Below are 23,224 nucleotides of genomic sequence, written 5' to 3' on the forward strand. Positions count from 1 at the left end.
CTCCCCGCGAGCGTGCGTGTCTGTACGCAGACACGCCGTATCGAGCGGGCATTTTGCGCACGCTCGCGGCGGGCAACAGGCGATTTGGAAGTGGAGCCGTACCTTCGGTAACCTTGCGTTTACCCGACGCGGGGTGGAGCAGCTCGGTAGCTCGCTGGGCTCATAACCCAGAGGTCGCAGGTTCGAATCCTGTCCCCGCTACGAAATGAAAACGGCCCTCGGAGATCTCTCCGGGGGCCGTTCTCATGCCGGTTGGAACACGTTTGGGAACATTCGCAAAGCTAACGAGTTTTGGGGAACGGATTGGGAACGTTCGGCTGCCCAACCTTGCTATTGAATGGGTCTGCTGCCCCCAGCGGGGTCGCCGATTGGGTGCACCTCGGTCTTCCCCTCGCGTAGTCGATCTAGCTCGTGCCTAATTCGTGCGTCAGTTGACAGCCATAGCTTGGGGACGCGGTCGGCACCACCTGTCGCGCGAAAGCGGCTGCCTTCCACGAGATCCAGGAGTTCGAGGCACTGGAGCAACACGGTGTAGTCATCAAGGATCACAACCGGCACGACCTGAGACACCATCGTCTCAGCTACCTCTTTGACGCTGACGTGGCTATCTGACCCTATGATCCCCAGAAGCGCGTCGGTGTGGTACTGAGCGATGGTGCTCGCCCGGGTGGGACTCAAGAACATCGAGCTCCTGCGATCATGACTAATCGCGCTCAATAGTGGTGCTGCCAACTGAGTCCGTGCGGATTGGGAGATGTGCTCGGTTCGGAACATGTTTGAGAAGCGCATTGTCTCCTCAACCAGTCGAATCGTGGTAACGGCGACCTCCAGAGGTTGCTCCTCCTGGTGTACCGCGAGATCGGATCGGACCTGACGCTCGACGCGGTACGCCATGAACGCCGCCATCTGCTCCACCAATTCGGTCAGGCCGCCGGGAAACTGCTTGTAGAAGGCGGCTTGACTTACCCCTGCTGCATCGCACACGGCGGCCGCGGTGAGGGGCAACTCAGTGCCAGCGCGCGCCAAGCGAACGAAGTGAAAGAAAATCATCCACCGGGTGCGACGAGTCCGCGTTCGTCCAGAGCGCTGACGTGGGCCGTTGTCGCCAGGCGCTGTCATACGTCACTCGGCTGCAAAGCACCGCACATGACGTGACCCACCTTGATTCCTATCGCATCTCTGTCAACTTCATAAGACTATCACTTAGAGGGTGGGTTCACTATGAAGTCAATTCTATGTTGGAGTTGACAGGATTCGGAGGGGCTGCCAGCATGTGACTTGAGGTTGAGTCCACATGTGAGTGAGGCGCGATTGAATAGACACGCTCAAAGTGCTCCGTTGCAGTTACTGCGTGCCTTAAGCCCGTGCCTCCGGTCACCATCGCATCAATAACTTGAGATCGACGGTGACAGTGACGTTGTGCGTCACTTCGCTTGATACGTGTCGAATTGCGAACTGCGCGCTGGGCATAGCGAGTGCTTGTCACGCCTTTGAGCGATGCAGAATGATAGGCAACGCCCTTTGTGCTACCTTATTCGTCCCGGATGCGGTCCGGTCTCGAAACTAAAGGCGTGGTTGTCACTCATTTCATTGATCAGATTGATCGCAGCGGGATTGGCTGTCTGTTTCGCGCGACTCAGGCAATGCAAAGCGAGGTAGACCAGCATGGCGGATCCGTCGATTGTAGTTCATGGCACTGGCGGTCTCGCATTAGGACTAATCGGTCGTCAACTGGGACTAGGGAATTGTCCCTTTACGCTTGTTGGCCGACTCGGCGATGACAGCAGGCGTCGGCAAATAACCGAATCTCTCAACATGCACCGCCTATATCTTTCTGGCGAGCATCCTGACCGCGCCACAACAATTGAAGTGCCCGATATGATCGTGACTTCTGACCCTGCGGGACTTAATGAGTACCGGTCAGCATTGCGCGCGGATGGCGATGTTATGTACTTTCACTCATTGAGAAGCGGGCAACCGTGGGCCGCCAGTGAGGTCGAGACGGCCGTACGAGATCGTCGACGTCACGATACCCGCGGCGTCCTGTTCCTCATTCCTTGCGAGAACTCGGTGAGTCGCTCAATCTCACAACTGAAGGCTGATCTTCGGGGTACCGGATTCGCGTACGTCGACACTATGGTCGACAGGATCTGCCCCGAACCGAAGTGCTTACCAGGGTCCAGCTACGGCGTGTCGGGCGAAATTGTGTACGTGGATACCGAGCGCGACTTCGAATGGGCAGCAGAACTCGAAACGGTCGATCCAGCCGCGCACTTGTCGTTTGACAACATCTGTCAACACGCCAATATTCAGATAGCAGTTGATATCGACGCAACGAAGATCCGTAAGCGCTGGATGATGAACGGCACGCAGCTGGCCATAAGCATCCTCGCGGTATCTATTGGCTTTCGCGACAAGCATTTGTCAGACTACTGCGCGCAGTTTCCTCTCTCACTCGCTGCGCTAATGGGTGATTTCCGAACTGCATGCGAGTTGTCAGGCAAAAACTATAGTGAAGGCGAATTAGCGCAAGCGGAGGCCTGGTACACGGAAAGATTGATTGCAAGCCTCCGGTCGGGCGATGATGGAAAAGGAGACACGGTTCGACGTATCCTTAGCAAAGCCCATCGAGAATCCGCAGGCGAGATGCTGCGCGACATCGCCGACAAAATCGGTGATCCCTACGGAGTGCTTTCCAACCATTTACAGGATCGAGTTGAAAGCTTGCTCATCCACGAGGTAATGGAAGTCATTTTGGGTTCTCTGCTTGACCCGCAATGAAGGGTTGAAACCAACGTCGCTAGATGGTGTCCGAGTAGGCGTCTTCGAGGGCTTCCTTCACCGCCACGCGGGCGGCCGATCGTTCCGCGTCCGTCATGCGCGCGCGCGCCTCACGATGCGCAATCGCGGCGTCGGTTGATGTATCAATTCGCGCTTCTTGCTCTGGTGTGAGTTCGCTGTCGTCCGCGTGTTCGCGGAGTGATTCCAGAACTTGGGCGTACCCGTGGCGAGTTTCGGTGTTAAATCCCATGTGGGGTCTCCTTTCGCCGCGATCTTTACGCACGGCTCTTCGCCACGACCGAGAGTACCCCAACATCTAGAGGGCCCGTTGCGGTCAGACACTACTACTTGTGTCGCCGTTTCGCCGATGAGGGTGCGATCGGATACGAACACGTAACAGTGTGGCCAGTGTGACGAATGTTAAGTTTGTTGTGTCTTTACTATGGGCTTCGCGCCGCGCAGTGTCAAGGCCATCCGCCGCTGCCCATGCCGCTGAACTGGGAAAATGGACGAGCGGCGATCGTTGTCGACGGCCTTCGGGACCCCTTTGCGAGTCAGTTGACGCGGTACGGTTGTGGCTGTCCCTCATCCATCTGGTTGCGGGATTTTTGATCTTTCAAGGCAAATGCGCGTCAAGCCATACGGCTCGAAGGGTGGCCGCATTGCTGAATCGTAGGAGTTAGCCGACATTCGAAAGGACTTTGCAGCGCAAAGGCGATGTTGAGAGCTCTAAAGCGCCAATTTTACCGATCGGCGATCCTTGCCCGTCCGTCATCGCATGGTCGCGACAGCATTTCAGCGGTGGACACTGCGTGGATGCGCAGCTGAAGTGTTGGAGTCGGTGATCCACACAAATCCCACCCCGCTTCGCGGGAAGACCCATCCGTCGAAGGACATTCGCACCGACTTGCCGGGCACCGACTCAGGCGTGGTCTCGACCCGTGTCGATCGGCTGCTCGCGATCAGGTCGAGGACGCTGACCCGTTCGATTGCGCAGTCGCCGTAGTCGAGTTCGACCTCGCAAGGTGCGGTTGATGGGTGGCGAAGTCCATCTACTCGGCCGAGTACCAGCAGCTGTGCGCGCTGGTGCGTCGCTTGCGCCGGGAGGGCCGGACTGACCCAGGTGCAGATCGCCGAGCGGCTGGACATGTCGCAATCGTTTGTCAGCAAGTACGAGTCGGGGGAGCGGCGGCTGGACGTGGTCGAACTGCGCCACGTCGCCGAGGCGCTCGGCACGACGCTCGTTGATGTGGTTGCGCAATTGCAGTAGCGCCGATGCTCGCCCATGAGTTGGACTCGTTGCGGTCGGTTCGACCGTCGCCTAGGACGCCCATCGCCCGGCGTACGAATCCGAATCCGGCTCAGTGCAATTCGTCGAGCAATACCTTCGCGGCGTCGATGAGCAGCCATGCCGTCTCGCTGCTGATCTCCAATCCGTGGGGTCCGCCCTCGCCTGTAAAAACCCACGTGAGCGGCGAGCCGGTCCTGCCGTGTAGCAGGACGCTCAGCGTGATACCGATCGCCCGTTCGCCACCCGTCGGGCTGCCAGGTTTCGAAAAGGACTCAGGTTCATCGATGATCACCCACAATTTGCTTGTTACACCTGCGTGAACGTCACGTCGCGGGTTCATCGGTATTGCTATCAGACTTGAGTGATCCGGGCAATGGCGGCGGTCTGTGACGTCTGTATCTGATCGAGGGTCGTCAGCAATTGCGTCTGAACGTTGGTCAGCAGTTGAATCTGCTCCGCGATTTGGTCGTCGAGTTGCTGGAGAATCGACTCGTTTGTCGTCGCCGCTCGTTGCGCCCTGAGTGCGTCGAGTTGCTGCGAAATGCCGTCCATCGACGAAAACCCCGCGCTTGCGGTGGAGCCGAGACCCTGGCCAATTGAGGCGAAGGCGGCGAGGAGCTGATCTCTTGGCGTGTCCGCCGGCGGCACTGTCCGTGTTGAACGGTCAAGCGTGACTTGGGTTCTGGTGACGTTGCCGCTCGTGTCGTTGGCCTGCACGAGGAAGGTGAGGGTGCGGGTGTAGTCCGATGCCGTGGGTGCGGGGATGAAAAATGCGCCAGATCCGGACTGGTCGAACCAAGGGTTTACGGTGTCGCCGACGCCGTGGTAGGTCAACGACTCGCCATTGTTGTCGACGAAGTACACCCGACCGGTGATGCTGAGGTCTGCGCCGACGGTGTACTCGATCCTGTCGAAGACGGGCGCGCTGGCCGACTGGGCGGCAATGCGCGCCCTGGCCTCGGCCGAAGTGACGAGCGACTGCCACAGGCCCGTCTGGCTCGCAGTGATCGCGGCACCTTGTGCTTTGAGCGCCGACAGGTCTCCATCTGTAAGACCGAAGGTGCTGACGGCTGAGCTGACTATGCCCACATTGAGGTCGGTGATGGCTTGTGCGTTTGCTTGACTGGCGGCCTGCAGCAACAGTTGTGCCTGAGCGATGAGCTGGTCCTGCTGAGCCTGCTGGCCCGCCGTCAAACGTGGCAGCAATGTACTCGTGAGGGTTGCCCTGGCTGTCGTCAATGCGGCAGAGTCCGCCATCACGATCGACTGCGCCACCGACAGCGCGGTTTGCGGGTCAGACGCGACGTCGTCCGGGCTGGGATTCGATGGCACCGTGGCCGGGGTGATGGTCACGGTGACGGCGTGGGTGCCGATGCCGCCATGGCCGTCGGTAACTGTGATCGTGAACGTGTCGGTGTCGGCACCGTCGATCGCGGCCGCGACATAGCGCTCGCCCGAGGAGGGGGTGTAGCTAAAGCTGCCGTCGGAATGGACCACCGCGCTGCCCTTGGAAGTGGTCACACTGCCGGAATAGGTCAACGAATCACTGTCACTGTCGGTGAAAACGATTGTGCCGGTGACTATTGCGTCCGTATCGGTGGACGAGCTGACCGTCGAGAATTGCGGCGCGGCGTTGCCTGGGGCGATGGCGACATCGGCGGTCTTGGTGACCGTCGCACCGTGGCCGTCGCTGATCGTGACGGTGAAACTGTCGGTCTGTGGTGCGGCGTTGTCGGCCGAGGCGGTGTGGCGTACCTGCTCACTCGGCGTGTAGACGATCGCATAGGTGCCGGTGGCCCCGTCGATCAGCGTCGCAGTGCCCACGGTGCCGCTGCCACCTGCCGGCGGGGTGATCGTGAAACTGAGCGGGTCGCCATCGGCGTCGACGGCCACCGCGGTCACCGTCACCGCGCCAGTGCTCTGATTGGGCCCGCTGGGCGTGAGAGTCAGCGTGGGCGGGGTGTTGAGTGTGACGGTGACGTTGGCGGTCGCGGTCTGCCCGGCGTCGCCGAGCAGCCCGAAGCTCAGCGCGTTGAGCAGGCCCGGCAGGCCGTGGATGTAGGCCATGCGCGCGTCGCTGGCGGTGATAGTGACGGTGTCAGTTCCGGTTTGGCCGGCGGTCGGTGTGTAGGTGAAGCTGTGCCCGTCGGCATTGAGCGCGACGGTACCCTTGTCGCCGTTGGTCGCCGTGTAGTCCAGTGTGTCCCCGTCAGCGTCGGTTTGATCGAGGCTGATCGTGATGTTGCCCAACGCATCTGGCTTGGAGGCCGTGTAGTTGACCTCCGGGGTCTGGTTGAAGAACTCGCGGCGCACCACGGCCAGCACAGCCCATAACAGCGGGGGATCCGCAGGGGCGCCGGGTGTCGGCGCGGCGAACGACGCCAACACCGTCTTGACCACATTGGCGGCCGTGTTGATGATGGCGGCCGGCAACGCGAGAAACGCTTTGATCGGGTCCGGTGGCGCTGGGACCGGCGCTGGCGCCGCAGCTGCGAACGTGCTCACCCGAAGCGTTGTTGGCTGCGGATCGATCTGATTGGTATCGACGCCGGGCGATAATAATGTGCTGATCTTTGGCGATAAGCTTTGTGTAACAGTGGGTTTCGCTTCGGTCGTCGGTGTGACCGACCAGAGTTGTTGGCGTGCGGGAGCAGTCGTCGGTGCCGTCAGCGTCGGGGTGGCCGCCGTCGCCTGAGTCGGCGGCGTTGTGCCAGTGGAGGTGTGCGCCCCTCCGGAACTGCGCACCACTACACCATCGCCGACGACCGAGCTGGTTTCTGTGGTGCCGCTGGGCGGTTCCGTGTCCGCAGCGGTCGATGGGGTCGAACTCGGCGCCGATGACGTACTTGTCGTGCTGCCCGTGGTTGTTGACGCCGTCGCGGTGCCCGTGGTCGTGGTCGCGGTGCTGCCTGAAGTTGTCGACGATGTCGGCTCTGTCGCGGTGCCGGTCGCGTTGGCGGTGCTACCCGAAGCGGTCGAATCAGCCGAACCCGTCGCGCTGTTGGCGTCGGTGCCGGCGTCTGGAGTCGCCCACGCCACGCCAGGACTCGTCGCGACCGCCATCCCCACACCCAACGCGACCGCTAATGCCCCGACGCGGCCCACATACATCCCATAGCTCGTCATCGCCATCCTCCTGTCGGTCGGCGGTACGCACCTGCCAAAGAACAACCGCAGGTTATTGGCGAAACCGACGCAGCGGACAGGCAAATTAACGAATCCAGCGAATCGTCATCAAAGTCAGGAAGGTAACGGGTCAAACCCAAGTAGTCGGGTGCGGCCGGTTCACGGAATCCAGGTAGACGGCTACCCGGTGCGGTAGCCCCCGCGTGTGTCAGCGTCGACACCCCAAGGCAATCGATGCAGAGGGGGGATCGCGATGTCCGCACTCGACGGCCCGAAGGTCTGGCGTTGGTCGTAGCCATATGAGTGCCGAATGCGAGTACGAGGCGGCGTTGCGCAGCCTGCCGGAATCCCATTCATTGGCCCTGCGCCTGGCCGATGCCGGCGTCGCTGACGACGTGATCTGCACGTACCTCGACATCGAACCGGAATGCCTGTCGACTTTTCTCGATTTGGCCAGGAGAAAACTGGACTCAGCGTTGGGAAAGCCTAGCCCGAATAATTAACTGTCTCGCTAGAATTTGCTGCGTGCTGGAGCGGTGGCCGCTGACGGGCCGTGCGGAGGAGCTTCGCGTCATCCGTGAGGCGCTCGCCGGCGACGAGCGTAAGGGAATGGTCCTCGCTGGGCTGTCGGGCGTCGGTAAGACCCGGCTGGCGCGCGCGGCGGCCGACGTGGTCGCACAGGCGGGATGGGTGGTGCGCCGCGTCGCCGGGACCGCCACCGGACGCCACGTCCCGCTGGGCGCGTTCGCCCGGTGGGCCGATGACAGCGACACGTCGCCATTGGCGCTGGCCCGCAAGGTGCTGGTCGAACTGGCAGCCGGCAGTGGAGGCGCTCCGTTGTTGGTTGTCGTCGACGATGCGCATCTTCTTGACGACTTGTCCGCTCTGGTTGTGCACCAACTGGTGTTGCAGGACATGGCCAGCGTCATCGTGACGATCCGCACCGGTGAGCCCGCGCCTGATGCGGTGACTGCGCTCTGGAAGGACGGCCTGCTGCGGCGGCTGGAATTGCAACCGTTGTCGCGCAACGAATCCGATCACCTGTTGACGACCGTCCTCGACGGGCCGCTGGCCGTCGGCTGCGCGCAGCGCATGTGGAGATTGAGCCGCGGCAATGTGCTTTTCCTGCAGCACCTCGTCCACCATGAACGTGAGACGGGCAGATTGGCCAGGGTGGACGGCGAATGGCGTTGGAAGGGGACGTATTCGGCGTCGCCGTCGCTGGTCGAACTCGTCGAGCAGGAGATCGGTGCGGTGCCCGACGAAGTGCGCGACGTCGTCGACCTCGTCGCCATCGCCGAGCCCATCGGCCGCGAGCTCTTGATGACGCTGGCCGATCCACAGGCGATCGAGGCGGCCGAACAACGTGAACTCGTCAACGTGGCTTCCACCGGCGACGCGGTCTGTGTCGGCCATCCCTTATATAGCGAGATCCGCTTGAGTCGTTGCGGTCCGATGCGGCTGCGCCGGCTGCGCGGACGGGTCGCGACCGCGATGGCGCAAGCTGACGTCGGCGACCCGCTTCGGCTCGGACTGCTGTGGCTGGAGTCGGATCTGTCACCCGATGCGGCAGTGCTGTCGCGGGCCGCGAGAGTGGCCGCGGCGCGGCTCGATCTTCGCCTCGCCGAGCGTCTGTGCCGGGAGGCTATCGCTGCGCAGCCAAGCCCAGAGGCGAAACTTCTTCTGACGCACATCCTCTTCCTTCAAGAAAAGGCAGAGGCAGCCCAGGAAATCCTCGACACCCTCGACTCGGACGAGTTGGCGGTGCCCGGCTTCCTCAATGGCGTGATCCTGCGCGCGGCAGTGCTTATGTGGCCACTTCAGAAAGCCGACGAAGCGGTGACTCTCATCGAAGCCGCGATGACATCCGGCGATGAGGACCGCAACAACTCGCTGCGGACGTTCCGCGCCATCGGACACGTGATGGCAGCCGAACCGGCGGCGGCGCTCCAGGCGATGGCGGCGGTCGACTACGACCGATTGGACGACGTCGGTCGGGTGGTAGGCCACACCGTCGAGACCATCGCACTCGGCGACTTAGGTCTTGCCCAGGAGGCCACGCGTAGTGCTTCGGCCGGGTACAGGGTGCAAGCCGAATCGCCGCACGATGCGATTCACGGCACCGGCTTGGCAGAATTCCACGCATACGCTCTGCTGGCCGCGGGTTACGTGGACGATGCGGTCACGGTCGCAAAGCGTGAGTTTCAGCGGTGCGCAGACTTCCCCGGCATGTCGCAGTGGATGGCCTTTGCAGCGCTGGGGATAACCTCGATCGGCAGTGGTGATCTGAACGCCTCATTGCGGTACTTGCGTTCGGCGAGTGATGGTTTCGGCGATTCGGGTGACAGCGGTGGTGTGTTCTACCGGATCAGGATTCCGCAGATCGAGGCCCTTGCCCGATCCGGCGACGTCGGCGCCGCCGTCGCGGCATCGACGGCGATCAGCCGACACCCGACATGGAGGTATCTCGAATCCACCTATCTGTTGGCCACTGCCTGGGTGAGTGCGGTGCAGGGCCGTGTTTCCGAAGCACGCGATATATGTGCTCGCGCCGCTGAATTCGCGCGTACTCACGGCCAGCCGGCGCGAGAGGTGTTGTGCCTGCAGACGGCGGTTCAGTTCGGCGACGCTGACGGCGCCGACCGCCTTGCTGAATTGGCCACGCAAGTGGAGGGACCCCGGGCGCCGCTGTCGGCTCGCTACGCGCGGGCCCTGGCTAGCGCCGACGCCGCCGGTCTGGATGCGGCGTCGCGTGACTTCGAGGCAATGGGCGACGTGTTGGCCGCCGCCGACGCCGCGGCCCAGGCGGCCACTCTGCACCGCCGCGACGGGCATCGCGGAAGTGCGCTTACCTCGAGTGGCCGGGCGCAGTTGCTTGCCAAACAGAGCGGGGGAGCGGTGAGCCCTGCACTTTCCGCGGCGAAACTGCCGCTGCCGTTCACGCGACGCGAGCACGAGATCACCCGCCTGCTGTCACACGGGCTATCGAACAAGGAGATCGCAGAGGCATTGTCGTTGTCGGTCCGCACGGTCGAAGGTCACGTCTACCAGGCCAGCACGAAGGTCGGCATCTCGTCGCGCTCCGAATTGTCGGCACTGGTAAGGCAATTCGACGAGGTCGACGCCCCTCGATAGATTCCGGCTGCTCGGCTCGGCGGCGCGCGCAGCGGTGCCCAAGTGGATGAACAAACTCGGCTCCGCGGGCGCGGCGATTCGGCAGCTTCCTGACGGCCGATCGGATTGGGAACATATTTGGGAACCAAACTCCGCGAAACACCGTCCTATCGCTGCGACTTTGGCGGTCGAGAAGGTTGACGGGCACTGACGTGCGCGTTTGGGATGGCACGAACACTCGCTGCCGGCAGCGCGCGCGGCGACGATACAGGTTTTCAAATCGAGCTTTGTCAAGAATCTCAGTTGAAATATCGGACGAAATTCAGATGATCCTGTAGGCGTCTCGACGATGTTTCGCAGGGTGCTACAACGGCAATGGGGATCCTGCCTACCTGGCGAAATTGGTCTTCGGCGTGAAGTGCAACGCGAGGGCGTCGATGGCGAGGGCGGTCAATTGCGATTCGACCGGCAGCAGTAACTTGGGCAGCCGGCAGCAGTAACTCGGGCAATAAGAATGGCCGTTCGCGTTACGCTTCGATGGTGAATGCACGGTACGCCTACTGCGGGCTTGTGGACGACTTCGCCATACGAAATAAAGACGGACTGACGATCCAGACGCTCGATGAGCTCAACGATCACCTGATTCGTGCAGTCCTCATGGGTGATCGGATAATCATCAACGACGGGCACGTCCTGCTGAATCCTGCGATACAACAGGCCATCCTGCGCCCGGACGAAAGCCCGTTTCGGAGCTTGTTCAAGAGCGAGTTCATCATGATCGCATCGCGCAACGGGGGCGACCTCCCTGGGCTTTGTGCGTACATGGCAGAGGACAAAATCACAACTGCACAAACACTTCTCGCGAGTTCCTTTTACACGGAGCAGTATGAGGGTGCCCTCCAGAATTGGTCTAAGCACCTGAACTCGCTCGATGCGAACTGGTCACGCTCTTGGCCGGCACATAAAACTGATTTCATTTATGGCAAGCTTTCGAGTCGTGTGCTGGAAGAGCTCATTGAAGCTAACAACGAGGATGAGGAGCTGACACGCTTCAAGGAGGCTCTCGGAAATTCCGTGACATCACGCACTGCTTGGGAGAACACGGCTGACAGTCTCCACAATCAGGGGCAGTTGTCGCAGGAGAAGAAGGCGAGTCTGATGGCGGCGGCTAACGAGGCATACCAGTACGCGTGGGGCTGCAATCTGAACGACAAGAACCACCCGACGAGCGTGCAGACGCGGGCTAGCCGGTTCTTGGATGACTTGAATCGTCCGGTCGGCAACGCGCCTATCGAATCCCGACCGGACGAGGTTCGGGTCTTCGTCCCCAACGTGGAGGTTGCCGGCAAAGGCATCCGTACGGACTGGAAACGTCTAGCCGACGTCGCGAGTCGGAGTAGCCCGGCGGCGGAGGCCAAGTCAAAGTTTCGGGAAGATTTGGACAAGTACTACAGCGGCACGGGAATCACGGATAAGGAGATGAAGGCCAGCGCGAAGGCCTACTCGAAGAGTCTCGCAGCAATGTTTGGCCAGGAGGAGAAGGCGAAGACTGCTGTCGACCTTGCATTCGCGGCGGTAGGTGTTGGAGCTGCAATCGGCGCATTTACCGCATTCTTGCCAGCGGGCCTGGCGGGTTTGGCAATCGCTGGCGGTATCGCAGTCGCCGGCGGCGGTCTCCCGCACACAAAACCGGGGCGTAATCTTGTCTCTCGCCTCGGCCAGACGAAGCCGAGCAAATGGATTAGTGAGGTGCAAAAGGACGGGCTCGACCCGCGGGTTTGCATCTCCTCGTTCGAACTTGACCCGGAAAAGGCTGCCGAGTGCGTCAAGGATGCTCCGCTTTACAAGCGGAAATGAAGGCCCCGAGTAGTGGGCCAGTCTCTAGCCCGCGCAACAACTTAGCCGCTGGGACGGATTGAAGAGACCGCCGGCTCGGCGCGCAGCGAAGTTGTACATAACCCATTCGGCCTAATTGCGGTAATGCTCAACCACCACGCCCGAACGACGCTCGGCATCTAGTCTGGGGCCCATGCCCCAGCGGCCCCCGTGTGGGGCGATCGGCGCTTGGTCGTCCTTGCCGGAGCAGGCATTTCTGCGGTGCCGCCGAGCGACCATCCTGACTGGTGGCATTTCAACAAGGCCGTACTCGACGGTATCCGTAGCGCCCCCATCGCAAGCAATCCCCTCGACCTGCCGCTTGTAGCGGCCCTCAAGCGAATCACTCTCGACGATATCGACGTCACTCTGTTCAGTGAAGTTGTACACAGCGCCTTCGCAGGCTCGCGATGGGTCGATCTCGTGGCGCGTCTTGACGGTTCGGTGCCTAGCCCAAGCCATGACAGCCTCGCGGGACTTGCCTCAGAGGGTCGGCTCGCTGCAATCATTACGACGAATTCGACACGCTCATAGAGCGTGCATTCGAAGGCAACGGCATCCCGATCGATATCGACATCGTCACGCCAGATCTTCGCCCGGTCCCACTGTCAGCACATACTTGCCGCCTGATAAAGATCCATGGATCAGTCAGCGCGACAAGCTCACTGGTGGACCTCGCCAGCCAAAAAGCGCGGGGTGTGCCACCTCTTGTGAGAGCCTGGCTGTCACGCATTTTCGCCGAGCATCCGCTACTAGTTGCGGGCTTCTCTGGCCGCGATCTCGAACTCGGTGAGGACTACTTGGGGCTTCTGCTGCCGCGCCGCAGATGCGGTGGCTGCGATGGACCACACCTGATGTGCGGCGGACGCCCGGAGCAAAGTCATTAAGTCTCTCCGAGTGCTTCTTGGTCGTCCTGCCTGCGCAGCCATTTTCGGGATATCAGCCTCGGAAGGCGTTCGAGCGGTCGTTGCCACGGCGTGCTTGAAACCCTGCGCGGTCCCAGGATTTGAGCACGCCTCCGGCGACGAGATCGTCGCCCTCTCGCTTTTCGTCAAGCGCGTGGACGTGGCTACGCGTCACCGCGAGGATGAAGCGGTTCGGCAGCCCCGCCGTCTCCATCTGTCTCGACATCTGGCCCATGGTTCCGGGCGTCGCCCGCCCAACCGCGTCGTTGAAGCGCATCACGCCGCGGGCGATTCCGCCGAAGCCCGAGGCCTTCCGCTGCATGTCACGCGTCAACTGCTGACACGGCGCGGCAGCTTCGACCGGTTCGGAGAGCACGGATGCTGCCACCGTTGCAGCCTGGTGGTCCAGTAGCGACTCGCCGTCTGACAAAGGGTTCATGCTCGCGCCTCTGGGTTCTGCGCGGCGCCTCGGTGGCGTCGTCGTGCTGGAAGTTCTCCAACATCCGATCAGCTACCGATCACAACAACTAGCTGTCGTGTTTGCTGCCGACACGTCAGCGATCGTACGAACTCAAGCAGTCGAGCGACGGCCAACTTCGCAGAAGATCCCCGCGTCAATCCGTCGTTTACCCTGGCGGGAGTCGACGACACTTTCTCGCAAAAGCCGTTTCGCCATTGGGGAGAGCTTGACAGCGCAACTGCAGCAATGGTCTGACCGCGCTGCCACGCGCCTGTTGCGGCTGCCGCCGCCGACCACCGACTACGCCGTGCGCCACGACATCCCGGTTCCCATGCGTGACGGTGTCCAACTCCTCGCCGACCATTACGCCCCGACGACGTCCACACCTGTCGGCACGATTCTGTTCCGCGGACCCTACGGCCGCGGCGGCATTCCCGGCCTCTTCACGGGCCGGGTTTATGCCGCACGCGGTTACCACGTCGTGATGCAAAGCGCCCGTGGCACTTTCGGCTCCGGCGGTGAGTTCAACCCCGGCCGCCACGAGATCGATGACGGCGTCGACACCGTCTCCTGGCTTCGCCAACAGCCCTGGTTCACAGGACGATTCGCCACTCTCGGCGCCTCCTACCTCGGCTTCACCCAATGGGCCCTGCTCCACGATCCGCCGCCCGAGCTCGCGGCCGCCGTCATCATTGTTGGCCCTCATGACCTGAGCGAAGCCGTTTGGGGCTCAGGCTCTTTCGCCTTGAACGATTTCCTCGGTTGGAGCGACACCGTCGCCCATCAGGAAGACGGCCGTTGGAGGACCCTGCTGAGCATGGCCACCGCGAGGTGGCGCGTCGGCCCGGCCATGCACGATCTGCCCCTCGGCACGGCCGGGCGCGCCCTGCTCGGCGAGCAAGCCCAGTGGTACCAAGACTGGGTCGCCAACCCCGACATGGCCGCCGACTATTGGCAGCCCGTCCGTCTCCATGGCGCACTCGACCGCATCGACGTGCCCATCCTCCTGATCACCGGCTGGCAAGACGTCTTCCTCAATCAGACGCTCCACCAGTACCGCCTGCTGCGCGACCGCGGTACCAACGTCGCCCTCACCGTCGGGCCCTGGACTCACGGCCAAGTTGGGCTCAACGCCGCCGGCCTGACCGCCCGCGAATCCCTCGACTGGCTCAATCACCACCTCGCCGCTCAGCCATCGAACAGAGCGGCGCCCGTTCGGATCTTCCTCACCGGGGCAGGGGAGTGGCGCGTACTTGACACCTGGCCGCCGGCAGCAAAAGAGAAAACCCTTTACCTGCAACCGAATTCGAAGCTCGTCGACCGGCCTCCGCCACCAGACGCGCAACCGTCAACCTTCGTGTACGACCCTGCCGACCCGACACCGACCGTCGGCGGCCGCCTGCTATCGCTGTCAGCCGGATACCGCAACGACAGCCGGCTCGCCCAACGCCACGATGTCCTCGCCTTCACCGGACCCGTCCTTGCCCACGACCTCGATGTGATCGGCTATCCGCGCGTCGAACTCGCCCACACGACCGACATTCCCCACGCCGACGTGTTCGTCAGGCTCAGTGAGGTCGATGCCAAGGGACGCTCCCGCAATGTCAGCGACGGCTACGTCCGGCTCGGTCAAGGACACACAGAGCAGCAACTACACATCGAACTCGACGGAATCGCGCACCGTTTCCAAGCCGGCACCCGAATCCGCCTTTTAGTCGCCGGCGGCTCACATCCCCGTTTCGCCCGGAATCTCGGCACCGCGGATCCCGCGCACACCGCGAGTGAGATGGTCCGTTCGACGCACACGGTCGCCCATGGCAGCGGGGGTATCTCGCGTGTGATCCTCCCGATACACGCCAAAGAATTGACGTAAGCGTTATGTTCTTCGCCTTGTCTACGCCAGGGCAAGGGGGAGCGTCGACATGCACGCATCAGTGACGTCGTGTTTCAACGCAGGTATAGCGCTGGTCGGAGCCAGTGTGATGCCGTGAGTCCGATCGCAATACCCGACGAGGCACCACCGATCCGCGAACAGGACGTGCAGCTCGTCGCGGACCCGATCAGCATCTACACGCAGGTCTTTCAGACCGCTGCCTTGCAAGCGTTCAACATCGCGCCCTTCCATCCGCGCCGTCCCAGCGGCGGACACGCCTGCCGTGGACAAATCGGGCTTAACGGACCATGACAGTCCGGCGGCCTCTGATACGACTGCGGCGCACGCGGACGACAACGCATCCGCCAATCAGTGACAGGATGACGCGCGTGGGTGAGCGTGTCAGGTTTCCGAGTACCAGCGGCCCCGCCTTGGCGGGCATCATCGACCTGCCCGAAGGCGAAGTGCGCGGCTGGGGCGTCTTCGCCCACGGCTTCACGCTCGGGAAGGACAGCCCCGCCGCGAGCCGGATCTGCAAGCAGCTCGCCAGCGAGGGCATCGGCATGCTTCGCTTCGACAACCTCGGCCTTGGCGACTCCGAAGGCGACTGGGGCGACGGCTCCTTCTCCCACAAAGTCGCCGACACTGTCCGCGCCGTCGAATACATGAACAAAGAAGGCCGCGAGGTACACCTACTCGTCGGCCACTCCTTCGGCGGCTCGGCCGTCATCGCCGCCGCCCACGAATGTCCGACCGTACAGGCGGTGGCCAGCGTCGGCGCGCCCTACGAACCCGCCCACGTCGAGCACACCTTCGACGCCCTCTGCGAGCGCATCGAGAAAGAGGGAGAGGCGCCATTCCTCATCGGCGGCAAGGCTCTAACGCTCAAGCGCCACTTCATCGAAGACGTACGCAACGCTGACCTTCACGAGCGCATCCGCACACTCAAACGCGCGCTGCTCGTCATGCATTCACCCACCGACAACACCGTCGGCATCGCCAACGCCAGCGAAATCTTCCGTGCCGCAAGGCATCCCCGCAGCTTCGTCTCGCTCGAAGGCGCCGACCATCTGCTCACCGAGAAGAATCAGGCGGCACGCGCGGCCCGGATCATCAGCGCCTGGGCCGACCCCTACCTGTGACTACCGCAGCTTGACGACGACCTTGCCCTTGGCCGTCCGATCCTCCAGCGACGCAATTGCATCGCCCGCGCGCTCCAGCGGATAGACCACCGGCTCCGGCGCTGAGACACGCCCCGACGCCAGCAGCGGCTCCAGCTCCGCCCATTGCTCCAGCAGATATCCCGGATGCGACAGCGCCCATGCGCCCCAGCCCACGCCCACCGCGTCGACGTTGTTCAGCAGCAACCGGTTCACCTTGATCGTCGGGATCTCCCCACCGGTGAACCCGATCACCAGCAGCCGCCCACCAGGCGCCAGTGACCGCAGCGAATCCGTGAACCGGTCGCCGCCCACCGGATCGACGACGATGTCCACGCCGCGGCCGTCCGTCAGGTCCTTGACCGCATCCTTGAAGCCGTCGGCCAGCACCACGTCCGTCGCGCCGGCCGCCTTGGCCACCTCACCCTTCTCGAACGTGCTCACCACCGCGATCACCCGCGACGCGCCCCACGCCGGCGCCAGCCGCAGCGTCGACGTGCCGATGCCGCCCGCCGCGCCGTGCACCAGCACGGTCTCACCGGGAGCCAGCCGGCCCCGTGTCCGCAACGCGTGATGCATCGTCAGGTCGTTGAACAACAGCCCTGCGCCCGCCTCGAACGACACCGAGTCCGGCAGCTTGAACACCCGATCCGGTTGCAGCGCAACGACTTCCTGCATCGCCCCGCACAGCATCGTCAGTCCACAGACCCGATCACCCGCAGCAACGTGCGCGCCTGCCGGGGCGCTCCGCACCACGCCCGCAAGCTCCCCGCCCGGGCTGTAGGGCATCTCCGGCTTGTACTGATAGAGCCCACGCGACTGCAGCGCGTCGGGAAACGCCACACCCGCCGCGTGCACATCGATAACGACCAGGCCCTCGCCATCCGGCTCGTCGATCTCGACGACCTCGGCCGCCTGCGGACCGTCAAGCCGGGCTATCTGTATCGCGCGCATCGCATCATTTAACCCGCCGCAGTATGTGCAACGGCAGGCGGTTACCGACCGATAAACTGGGTGTTAACGGCAGCGTTGCCGCATCCGACAGGAGCACCCCATGGCAGGTGGTCAGGCCAACGGCCCGAGAGCCAAACGATTCGCCGCGGCCGAGGCGATGCCAAAGGGGCGCGCCGTTCCCGTTCGCTCTAGAGACGGTATCCGTCTGCACACCGAGGTCTTCGGGCCGAAAGACGGGTATCCGATCGTCCTAGCACACGGCATCACCTGCGCGATCCGCGTGTGGAAACACCAGATAGCCGACCTCTCCAAGGATTACCGCGTCATTGCGTTCGACCATCGTGGCCACGGCCGCAGCGCCGTTCCCGTGCGGCGTCACGCCTACAGTCTCGACCACCTCGCGGCCGATCTCGATTCCGTCCTCGAAGCGACACTCAAGCCGGGCGAAAAGGCGGTCATCGCCGGCCACTCGATGGGCGGCATCGCGATCACCTCGTGGGCCGAGCGCCATCCCGAGCGCGTGCCGCAGCGCGCCGACGCCGTCGCGCTGATCAACACCACCACCGGCGACCTGCTGCGCCATGTGCGGTTACTGCCCATGCCGGGGCCCCTGGCCGACGTCCGCGTCCTAGCCGCGGGAACCCTGCTGAAGACATTCGGCGCGGCGCCGCTGCTGCGCGCCGTGGACCGGCCGAGCCGACGCTTCGTGTCGATGATCGCCGTCGGCCACGACGCCGACCCGTCGGTCGTGGACTTCATCCACGAGCTGTTCACCTCGACGCCGCCCGCAGGCCGCGGCGGCTGGGCTCGCACCCTCGTCGACGCGCTCGGGCCCGAGCACATCGGGCTGGACAATCTGACCGTGCCGACCCTGGTGATCGGCAGCGAGAAGGACCGGCTGCTGCCGATGGTGTCCTCGCGACGTATCGCGAAGATGGCGCCGAACCTCGCGCAATTCGTCGAGCTGACCGGCGGTCACTGCGCGATCGTCGAGCGCCCCGACGAGGTCAACAAACACCTGCGCCTACTCATCGAGACGGTCAACCAGGAGCAGTCGGCCTAAGACAGCGCCCGATGTACCTCGTCGGCCGCACGCTTGCCCGACCGCACCGCGCCGTCGAGAAAACCGGTCCATTCGTCGGCGGTTTCGGTGCCCGCCCAGAAGATGTGGTCGACGGGCTTGCGCAGCCACGGCCCGTAGGTCGTCCACGACCCAGGCGGCACGGCGGCCGTCGGCCCGCCGGGGGCGAATTCCTCTGTGCCCCAACAATGGTCGACATAATCAATCGGGCTCGCGGCGGCATCGCCGAATAACGCCGAGAACCCATCCAGGGCGCGCTTGCGGCGCTGCTCGGCGGACAATGGATCAAACGATCGCGCGTCGGTGAACCCCAGCAGGATTCCGGGGCCGTCGTCGCTTGGGCTGACGTCGAACGTGATGAACACCGGGCCCTCGTCAGAAAGCGCCTCACCCGAGCAGCCATTGGCTCGCCAGAACGGCGTCTCGTACGCGGCGTACGCCTTGCTCAAGGAACCTTGTGGCCAATGTTGCGCAAGCTTTTCGTACTCCGGAGGAAGAGCCGGATCGAACGTGAGGCCGCTCCTGTGCTCGGGCGGAATCGCGACGACGACGGCCTTGGCAGCCACGTTGCCTTTGTCGGAGCCGACGCTCAGCGTGCCGTCGGTACGTCGTTCGATGCTGTGCACGACCGCGTTGAGCACTACGCGGGGGCCGAGGTCGTCGGCCATTTGCAGCGCGATCTGTTGGGTGCCCCCGGGAAAGCGCTCCTGCTGCGCGCCGCCCTCGACGTCGAGCATCCGACCGAGTCCGCCCGCGGCCTTGATGTAGCGCACCGCGTGCAGCATCGACACTTCTTCGGGCTCGCAACCCCATGTCACCCGGGCCATGATCGCCATCAGGTCGCGGGCCCCCGCGCTCGCATGCACGTAAAGCAGCCAGTCCTGGAGGGTCTTGGAATCTAGTTTGTCGGCGATCGACGACGTCCACGGCTCGTCGACCGGAACCCGCCGGCAGACACGTTCGAATCGCCACTGGATGCGGGACACGTCGACCAGTTCGATGATGGACAGCCGCGGGATCGTGCTGCGGTACGCGCGGACCCGGCCGCGCCAGCGGATCAGGTTCTTGCCGCGGTTATGGGTTCGGACGGTCTGGCAGCCCAGTTCTTTGGCCAGGGCGATGACGGCGTCCTGGGTGGGGCCGACGAATGTGCCGCCGAGGTCGATCGGTGTGCCGGCGATCGTCGTCGTCGATGACCGGCCCCCGACGCGATCGCGGCCCTCGAGGACAACGACGTCGTAGCCGAGCCGCACCAGATCGCGAGCTGCCGACAGCCCCGCGAATCCAGCGCCCACCACGACGACGTCGGCATTGGCTGGGATGGTCACACCACCAGGCTCTCACGATTGGCGCGGATCATCGACGCGCGTAATCGCCGCGCCCTATCGTGGTACCCAGGCGGACCAAGGGAGGTTCTTCGTGAGTCTTGAGCAGGCCGAATACTCCGACGTCCTGATCATCGGCGCGGGAATCTCCGGGATCGGCGCCGCCTACCGGATCCACGAGAAGAACCCGAACCTGACCTACACGGTGCTGGAGCGGCGTGCCCGGATCGGCGGCACGTGGGACCTGTTCCGGTATCCGGGCATCCGGTCCGACAGCGACATCTTCACGCTGAGCTTTCCGTTTGAGCCGTGGCGGCGGCCCGAGAACGTGGCCGACGGCGACGATATCCGCGAATACCTCACCGAGACCGCCCGCAAGCACGGCATCGGTGAGCACATTCGGTTCAACACCCTCGTGGTCTCGGCGGATTGGGATTCGACGACCGACAGCTGGACCGTCGAGACCGAACAGGACGGTGTGCCCAAGACGTACCGCGGCCGGTTCGTGTTCTTCGGCACCGGCTACTACAACTACGACGAGCCCTACAAGCCCGAATTCCCGGGCATCGAACAGTTCTCCGGTGAGGTGGTGCACCCGCAGCACTGGCCCGAGGACTTCGACTACGCCGGCAAGCGTGTTGTGGTGATCGGCAGCGGCGCAACCGCGGTCAGCATGATCCCGTCGCTCAGCGAAAAGGCGGGGCGCGTCACCATGCTGCAGCGCTCACCGACCTACATGTTGTCGATGCCGCGGATCCACCCGGTGGTGCAGGCGATCCGAAAAGTGTTGCCGGTGAAGCCTGCTAACCGTGTCGTGCGCTGGTACAACACGTTCTTCACCGTGATGACGTACGTGGTCGCGCGCAAGGCGCCCAAGTTCAGCCGGTGGTTGATCCGAGCGATGGCGAAAAAGAGCCTGCCCGAAGGCTATCCGGTCGACGTCCACTTCAAGCCGCGCTACGACCCGTGGGATCAGCGGCTGTGCCTGATCCTCCACAACGACCTCTATACCGCGGTCGGCGACGGACGTGTCGACGTCGTCACCGACGCCATCGACCACGTCGATACCACCGGAATCGTGCTGCGCTCGGGCCAGCACCTCGACGCCGACGTCATCATCACCGCCACCGGCCTACAGCTGCAGGCGCTCGGCGGCGTTGCGGTCAGCATCGACGGCGCAGAGGTCAAGCCGCAGGACAGGTTCGTATATAAGGAACACATGCTCGAGGACGTGCCGAACCTGGCGTGGTGCGTCGGCTACATCAATGCATCGTGGACATTGCGAGCCGATCTCACTGCCCGTTCGGTAGCAAAACTACTGGCCTACATGGACTCTCACGGCTACACGCACGCCTATCCGCACCTCGGGGACGTCCCGATGCCGGAGAAGCCGGCGTGGAACATCAATGCCGGCTATGTCCAGCGCGCCGCACATGTGCTGCCGAAGTCGGGTACGCACCGGCCGTGGAACGTTCGGCACAACTATGTGCTCGACACGATCGATCATCGATTCGACCGCATCGAGGAGTCGATGGTGTTCGGCCGGGCTCAGGCGGGGGCGGCGAAGTCCGCGTAGGAGGTTGGCGATGTCCGAGTTCAATGACGTGCTGATCATCGGCGCAGGGATATCGGGCATCGGCGCCGCATACCGCATCCGTGAGAAGAACCCGCATCTGTCGTACACGATTCTCGAGCGGCGTGCGCGGCTCGGCGGGACGTGGGATCTGTTCCGCTATCCCGGGATCCGTTCGGACAGCGACATTTTCACGCTGTGCTTCCCCTGGGAACCGTGGACACGGCCGGAGATGATCGCCGACGGTGAACACATCTGGCAGTACCTCGCCGACACGGCACACAAGCACGGCATCGACGAGCATATTCGATTCAACACCCACGTCCGCTCAGTCGACTGGGATTCGAGATCCGACACATGGACTGTGCACACCGAGCAGGACGGTGTTTTGAGGACTTATCGGACCCGGTTCCTGTTCTTCGGCACCGGGTACTACAACTACGACGAGCCTTACGCGCCAACGTTTCCCGGTATCGAGGATTTCAAGGGCGAGGTGGTACATCCGCAGCACTGGCCCGAGGACTTCGACTACACCGGGAAGCGACTTGTCGTCATCGGCAGCGGCGCTACCGCGGTCAGCATGATCCCCTCGCTGACCGACACGGCCGCACACGTGACCATGCTGCAGCGCACGCCGTCATACATGTTGTCGGCGGCCAAGGTGGAGCCGACGGCCATCCTGACGCACAAGCTGTTGCCGCTGCGGGTCGCGCACTGGGTTGTGCGGTGGCGCAACGCGTTCGCCGGGTCGCTGATATGGGCGGTCGCCCGCAAGGCGCCAGAGTTCAGCAAGCGCCTGCTTCGCCGCGTCGCCGAACGCAACCTGCCCGCGGGCTACGACATCGAAACGCATTTCACGCCGCCGTATAACCCGTGGGATCAGCGGCTGTGCATCATCGTCGGGGCCGACCTGTACAAGGCGATCAACGATGGTGATGTCGAGGTGGTGACCGACCATGTCGACCACATGGACGCCGCAGGGATCGTGCTGAAGTCCGGCAGGCGTCTGGACGCCGACGTGATCATCACCGCGACGGGCCTTCAGCTTCAGGGGTTGGGCGGCATTACCGTCAGCATCGACGGAAAGAAGATCTCCGCGCACGACCGGTTCATCTATCGACGGCATCTGCTGGAGGACGTTCCCAACGCGGCGTGGTGCATTGGGTACACGAACGCCTCGTGGACGCTGGGGGCGGACTTGACGGCGCGCTCGGTGGCGAAGCTCTTGGCGTACATGGACTCCCACGGCTATACGCATGCGTATCCGCATCTCGGCAAGGGCCGGATGGGCGAGCAGCCGGCGTTGAATCTGTCGGCGGGTTATGTCCTGCGATCACCGGACGCACTGCCGAAGTCGGGCACCCGCAGGCCATGGGCACTGACCCACAATTTCATGCGCGACGTGATCGGCCGGCCGTTTGAGTCCATCGACGATTCGATGGTGTTCGGTCGCGCGCCTGCGACGCCCGTAGCGTCATTGCGAGCAGTCGCGACGCCGATAACGCAAACGTCGTCTTGAACCGGTTCCGCTGCCTCGTCGCGATTGCGCTGTTCGCGGCGAGCTGAGTTATCCCCAGTCGCGTTTTCATTCACAGGTTGGCGGTTGGTGGTGGCGGGGAGGCGTTTGGTTTCGGGATAATCAAACATGTGTTCGAAGGTTTGGCGGATGGTGAGCTGCTCGATGCGATGGGTGTGGCCCAGCGTGA

At 63.1% G+C, this 23,224-nt stretch carries 21 protein-coding genes, 1 tRNA gene and 1 pseudogene; 14 read left to right on the forward strand and 9 right to left on the reverse strand.

The window, feature by feature from the left end:
• Window positions 1–127: 127 nt before the first annotated feature.
• Window positions 128–201 (forward strand) — tRNA-Met (locus tag VJV41_RS24685).
• Between the two features lie 129 nt (window positions 202–330).
• Here the strand turns inward: VJV41_RS24685 and VJV41_RS24690 are convergent.
• Window positions 331–1,050, reverse strand: a complete 720-nt coding sequence (locus VJV41_RS24690; protein WP_325338198.1) for a hypothetical protein — start codon at window positions 1,048–1,050, stop codon at window positions 331–333.
• A 615-nt stretch (window positions 1,051–1,665) separates the two neighbouring features.
• On the opposite strand from VJV41_RS24690, the gene VJV41_RS24695 reads away from it, so the two are divergent.
• A complete protein-coding gene (locus tag VJV41_RS24695) occupies window positions 1,666–2,781 on the forward strand; it encodes a hypothetical protein (protein WP_325338200.1) in 1,116 nt (371 codons plus the stop codon).
• Between the two features lie 19 nt (window positions 2,782–2,800).
• Here VJV41_RS24695 and VJV41_RS24700 read toward each other — a convergent pair whose 3' ends face one another.
• A complete protein-coding gene (locus tag VJV41_RS24700; protein WP_325338201.1) occupies window positions 2,801–3,031 on the reverse strand; it encodes a hypothetical protein in 231 nt (76 codons plus the stop codon).
• A gap of 873 nt (window positions 3,032–3,904) precedes the next feature.
• Here VJV41_RS24700 and VJV41_RS24705 point away from each other — a divergent pair.
• Window positions 3,905–4,051, forward strand: a complete 147-nt coding sequence (locus tag VJV41_RS24705) for a helix-turn-helix transcriptional regulator (protein WP_325338203.1) — start codon at window positions 3,905–3,907, stop codon at window positions 4,049–4,051.
• A gap of 91 nt (window positions 4,052–4,142) precedes the next feature.
• Here VJV41_RS24705 and VJV41_RS24710 read toward each other — a convergent pair whose 3' ends face one another.
• Together VJV41_RS24710 and VJV41_RS24715 are read right to left on the reverse strand one after the other, a co-directional pair.
• Window positions 4,143–4,364: a hypothetical protein gene (locus tag VJV41_RS24710; RefSeq protein WP_325338205.1), complete on the reverse strand. Its 222-nt coding sequence runs from the start codon at window positions 4,362–4,364 to the stop codon at window positions 4,143–4,145.
• Between the two features lie 59 nt (window positions 4,365–4,423).
• Window positions 4,424–6,577, reverse strand: a complete 2,154-nt coding sequence (locus VJV41_RS24715; RefSeq protein ID WP_325338207.1) for an Ig-like domain-containing protein — start codon at window positions 6,575–6,577, stop codon at window positions 4,424–4,426.
• 214 nt (window positions 6,578–6,791) lie between these two features.
• On the opposite strand from VJV41_RS24715, the gene VJV41_RS24720 reads away from it, so the two are divergent.
• The 4 genes from VJV41_RS24720 (at window position 6,792) to VJV41_RS24735 (ending at window position 12,169) form a co-directional block, all read left to right on the forward strand.
• Complete coding sequence (locus tag VJV41_RS24720) at window positions 6,792–7,190, forward strand: hypothetical protein (RefSeq protein ID WP_325338209.1); 399 nt, start codon at window positions 6,792–6,794, stop codon at window positions 7,188–7,190.
• Window positions 7,191–7,497: 307 nt separating this feature from the next.
• Window positions 7,498–7,701: a hypothetical protein gene (locus VJV41_RS24725; RefSeq protein WP_325338211.1), complete on the forward strand. Its 204-nt coding sequence runs from the start codon at window positions 7,498–7,500 to the stop codon at window positions 7,699–7,701.
• A gap of 22 nt (window positions 7,702–7,723) precedes the next feature.
• On the forward strand, window positions 7,724–10,333 hold the full coding sequence (locus VJV41_RS24730) for a helix-turn-helix transcriptional regulator (protein ID WP_325338213.1): 2,610 nt from the start codon (window positions 7,724–7,726) through the stop codon (window positions 10,331–10,333).
• 549 nt (window positions 10,334–10,882) lie between these two features.
• Window positions 10,883–12,169 (forward strand): hypothetical protein, encoded by a 1,287-nt coding sequence (locus tag VJV41_RS24735; protein WP_325338214.1) that lies wholly within the window; start codon window positions 10,883–10,885, stop codon window positions 12,167–12,169.
• Between the two features lie 111 nt (window positions 12,170–12,280).
• Here the strand turns inward: VJV41_RS24735 and VJV41_RS24740 are convergent, their stop codons facing one another.
• The gene (locus VJV41_RS24740; protein WP_325338216.1) at window positions 12,281–12,577 is read right to left on the reverse strand and encodes a hypothetical protein; all 297 of its coding nucleotides are present in this window, start codon (window positions 12,575–12,577) and stop codon (window positions 12,281–12,283) included.
• A 185-nt stretch (window positions 12,578–12,762) separates the two neighbouring features.
• On the opposite strand from VJV41_RS24740, the pseudogene VJV41_RS29015 reads away from it, so the two are divergent.
• Window positions 12,763–12,906 (forward strand): annotated as a pseudogene (locus VJV41_RS29015) (hypothetical protein); the annotation flags it as partial.
• A gap of 33 nt (window positions 12,907–12,939) precedes the next feature.
• On the opposite strand, the gene VJV41_RS24745 reads toward VJV41_RS29015, so the two are convergent.
• Both VJV41_RS24745 and VJV41_RS24750 read right to left on the reverse strand, forming a co-directional pair.
• The gene (locus tag VJV41_RS24745; protein WP_325338218.1) at window positions 12,940–13,071 is read right to left on the reverse strand and encodes a hypothetical protein; all 132 of its coding nucleotides are present in this window, start codon (window positions 13,069–13,071) and stop codon (window positions 12,940–12,942) included.
• 55 nt (window positions 13,072–13,126) lie between these two features.
• Window positions 13,127–13,531 carry a hypothetical protein gene (locus VJV41_RS24750; protein WP_325338220.1) on the reverse strand — a complete coding sequence of 135 codons (405 nt, stop codon included), beginning with the start codon at window positions 13,529–13,531 and terminating at the stop codon, window positions 13,127–13,129.
• 247 nt (window positions 13,532–13,778) lie between these two features.
• On the opposite strand from VJV41_RS24750, the gene VJV41_RS24755 reads away from it, so the two are divergent.
• The 3 genes from VJV41_RS24755 (at window position 13,779) to VJV41_RS24765 (ending at window position 16,567) form a co-directional block, all read left to right on the forward strand.
• On the forward strand, window positions 13,779–15,425 hold the full coding sequence (locus VJV41_RS24755) for a CocE/NonD family hydrolase (protein WP_325338222.1): 1,647 nt from the start codon (window positions 13,779–13,781) through the stop codon (window positions 15,423–15,425).
• Between the two features lie 114 nt (window positions 15,426–15,539).
• Entirely contained in the window at window positions 15,540–15,737 is a 198-nt protein-coding gene (locus VJV41_RS24760) for a hypothetical protein (RefSeq protein ID WP_325338224.1), read from the forward strand.
• Between the two features lie 77 nt (window positions 15,738–15,814).
• Window positions 15,815–16,567, forward strand: a complete 753-nt coding sequence (locus VJV41_RS24765; protein WP_325338226.1) for an alpha/beta hydrolase family protein — start codon at window positions 15,815–15,817, stop codon at window positions 16,565–16,567.
• Here VJV41_RS24765 and VJV41_RS24770 read toward each other — a convergent pair whose 3' ends face one another.
• On the reverse strand, window positions 16,568–17,539 hold the full coding sequence (locus VJV41_RS24770) for an NADPH:quinone oxidoreductase family protein (protein ID WP_325338228.1): 972 nt from the start codon (window positions 17,537–17,539) through the stop codon (window positions 16,568–16,570). It abuts the gene before it with no gap.
• A gap of 100 nt (window positions 17,540–17,639) precedes the next feature.
• Between VJV41_RS24770 and VJV41_RS24775 the strand changes: the two genes are divergently transcribed.
• Window positions 17,640–18,602 (forward strand): alpha/beta hydrolase, encoded by a 963-nt coding sequence (locus VJV41_RS24775; RefSeq protein ID WP_325338230.1) that lies wholly within the window; start codon window positions 17,640–17,642, stop codon window positions 18,600–18,602.
• Here the strand turns inward: VJV41_RS24775 and VJV41_RS24780 are convergent.
• A complete protein-coding gene (locus VJV41_RS24780) occupies window positions 18,599–19,948 on the reverse strand; it encodes a flavin monoamine oxidase family protein (RefSeq protein WP_325338232.1) in 1,350 nt (449 codons plus the stop codon). The two genes, VJV41_RS24775 and VJV41_RS24780, sit on opposite strands and share 4 nt — an antisense overlap.
• A 91-nt stretch (window positions 19,949–20,039) precedes the next feature.
• Here VJV41_RS24780 and VJV41_RS24785 point away from each other — a divergent pair, with 91 nt between their 5' ends.
• Both VJV41_RS24785 and VJV41_RS24790 read left to right on the forward strand, forming a co-directional pair.
• Window positions 20,040–21,521: an NAD(P)/FAD-dependent oxidoreductase gene (locus tag VJV41_RS24785; RefSeq protein ID WP_325338233.1), complete on the forward strand. Its 1,482-nt coding sequence runs from the start codon at window positions 20,040–20,042 to the stop codon at window positions 21,519–21,521.
• A gap of 10 nt (window positions 21,522–21,531) precedes the next feature.
• Complete coding sequence (locus VJV41_RS24790; RefSeq protein ID WP_325338235.1) at window positions 21,532–23,037, forward strand: NAD(P)/FAD-dependent oxidoreductase; 1,506 nt, start codon at window positions 21,532–21,534, stop codon at window positions 23,035–23,037.
• Window positions 23,038–23,224: the final 187 nt, after the last annotated feature.

Origin of the sequence: Mycobacterium sp. (assembly GCF_035274705.1) — a bacterium.
Taxonomy (GTDB): domain Bacteria; phylum Actinomycetota; class Actinomycetes; order Mycobacteriales; family Mycobacteriaceae; genus Mycobacterium.

Bases quoted from the DNA above. Each gene is read 5' to 3' on its own strand.
- VJV41_RS24725 (WP_325338211.1), top strand. From the start codon at position 7,498: ATGAGTGCCGAATGCGAGTACGAGGCGGCGTTGCGCAGCCTGCCGGAA.
- VJV41_RS24770 (WP_325338228.1), bottom strand. From the start codon at position 17,539: ATGCGCGCGATACAGATAGCCCGGCTTGACGGTCCGCAGGCGGCCGAG.
- VJV41_RS24700 (WP_325338201.1), bottom strand. From the start codon at position 3,031: ATGGGATTTAACACCGAAACTCGCCACGGGTACGCCCAAGTTCTGGAA.
- VJV41_RS24775 (WP_325338230.1), top strand. From the start codon at position 17,640: ATGGCAGGTGGTCAGGCCAACGGCCCGAGAGCCAAACGATTCGCCGCG.
- VJV41_RS24750 (WP_325338220.1), bottom strand. From the start codon at position 13,531: ATGAACCCTTTGTCAGACGGCGAGTCGCTACTGGACCACCAGGCTGCA.
- VJV41_RS24695 (WP_325338200.1), top strand. From the start codon at position 1,666: ATGGCGGATCCGTCGATTGTAGTTCATGGCACTGGCGGTCTCGCATTA.
- VJV41_RS24690 (WP_325338198.1), bottom strand. From the start codon at position 1,050: ATGATTTTCTTTCACTTCGTTCGCTTGGCGCGCGCTGGCACTGAGTTG.
- VJV41_RS24790 (WP_325338235.1), top strand. From the start codon at position 21,532: ATGTCCGAGTTCAATGACGTGCTGATCATCGGCGCAGGGATATCGGGC.
- VJV41_RS24745 (WP_325338218.1), bottom strand. From the start codon at position 13,071: ATGACTTTGCTCCGGGCGTCCGCCGCACATCAGGTGTGGTCCATCGCA.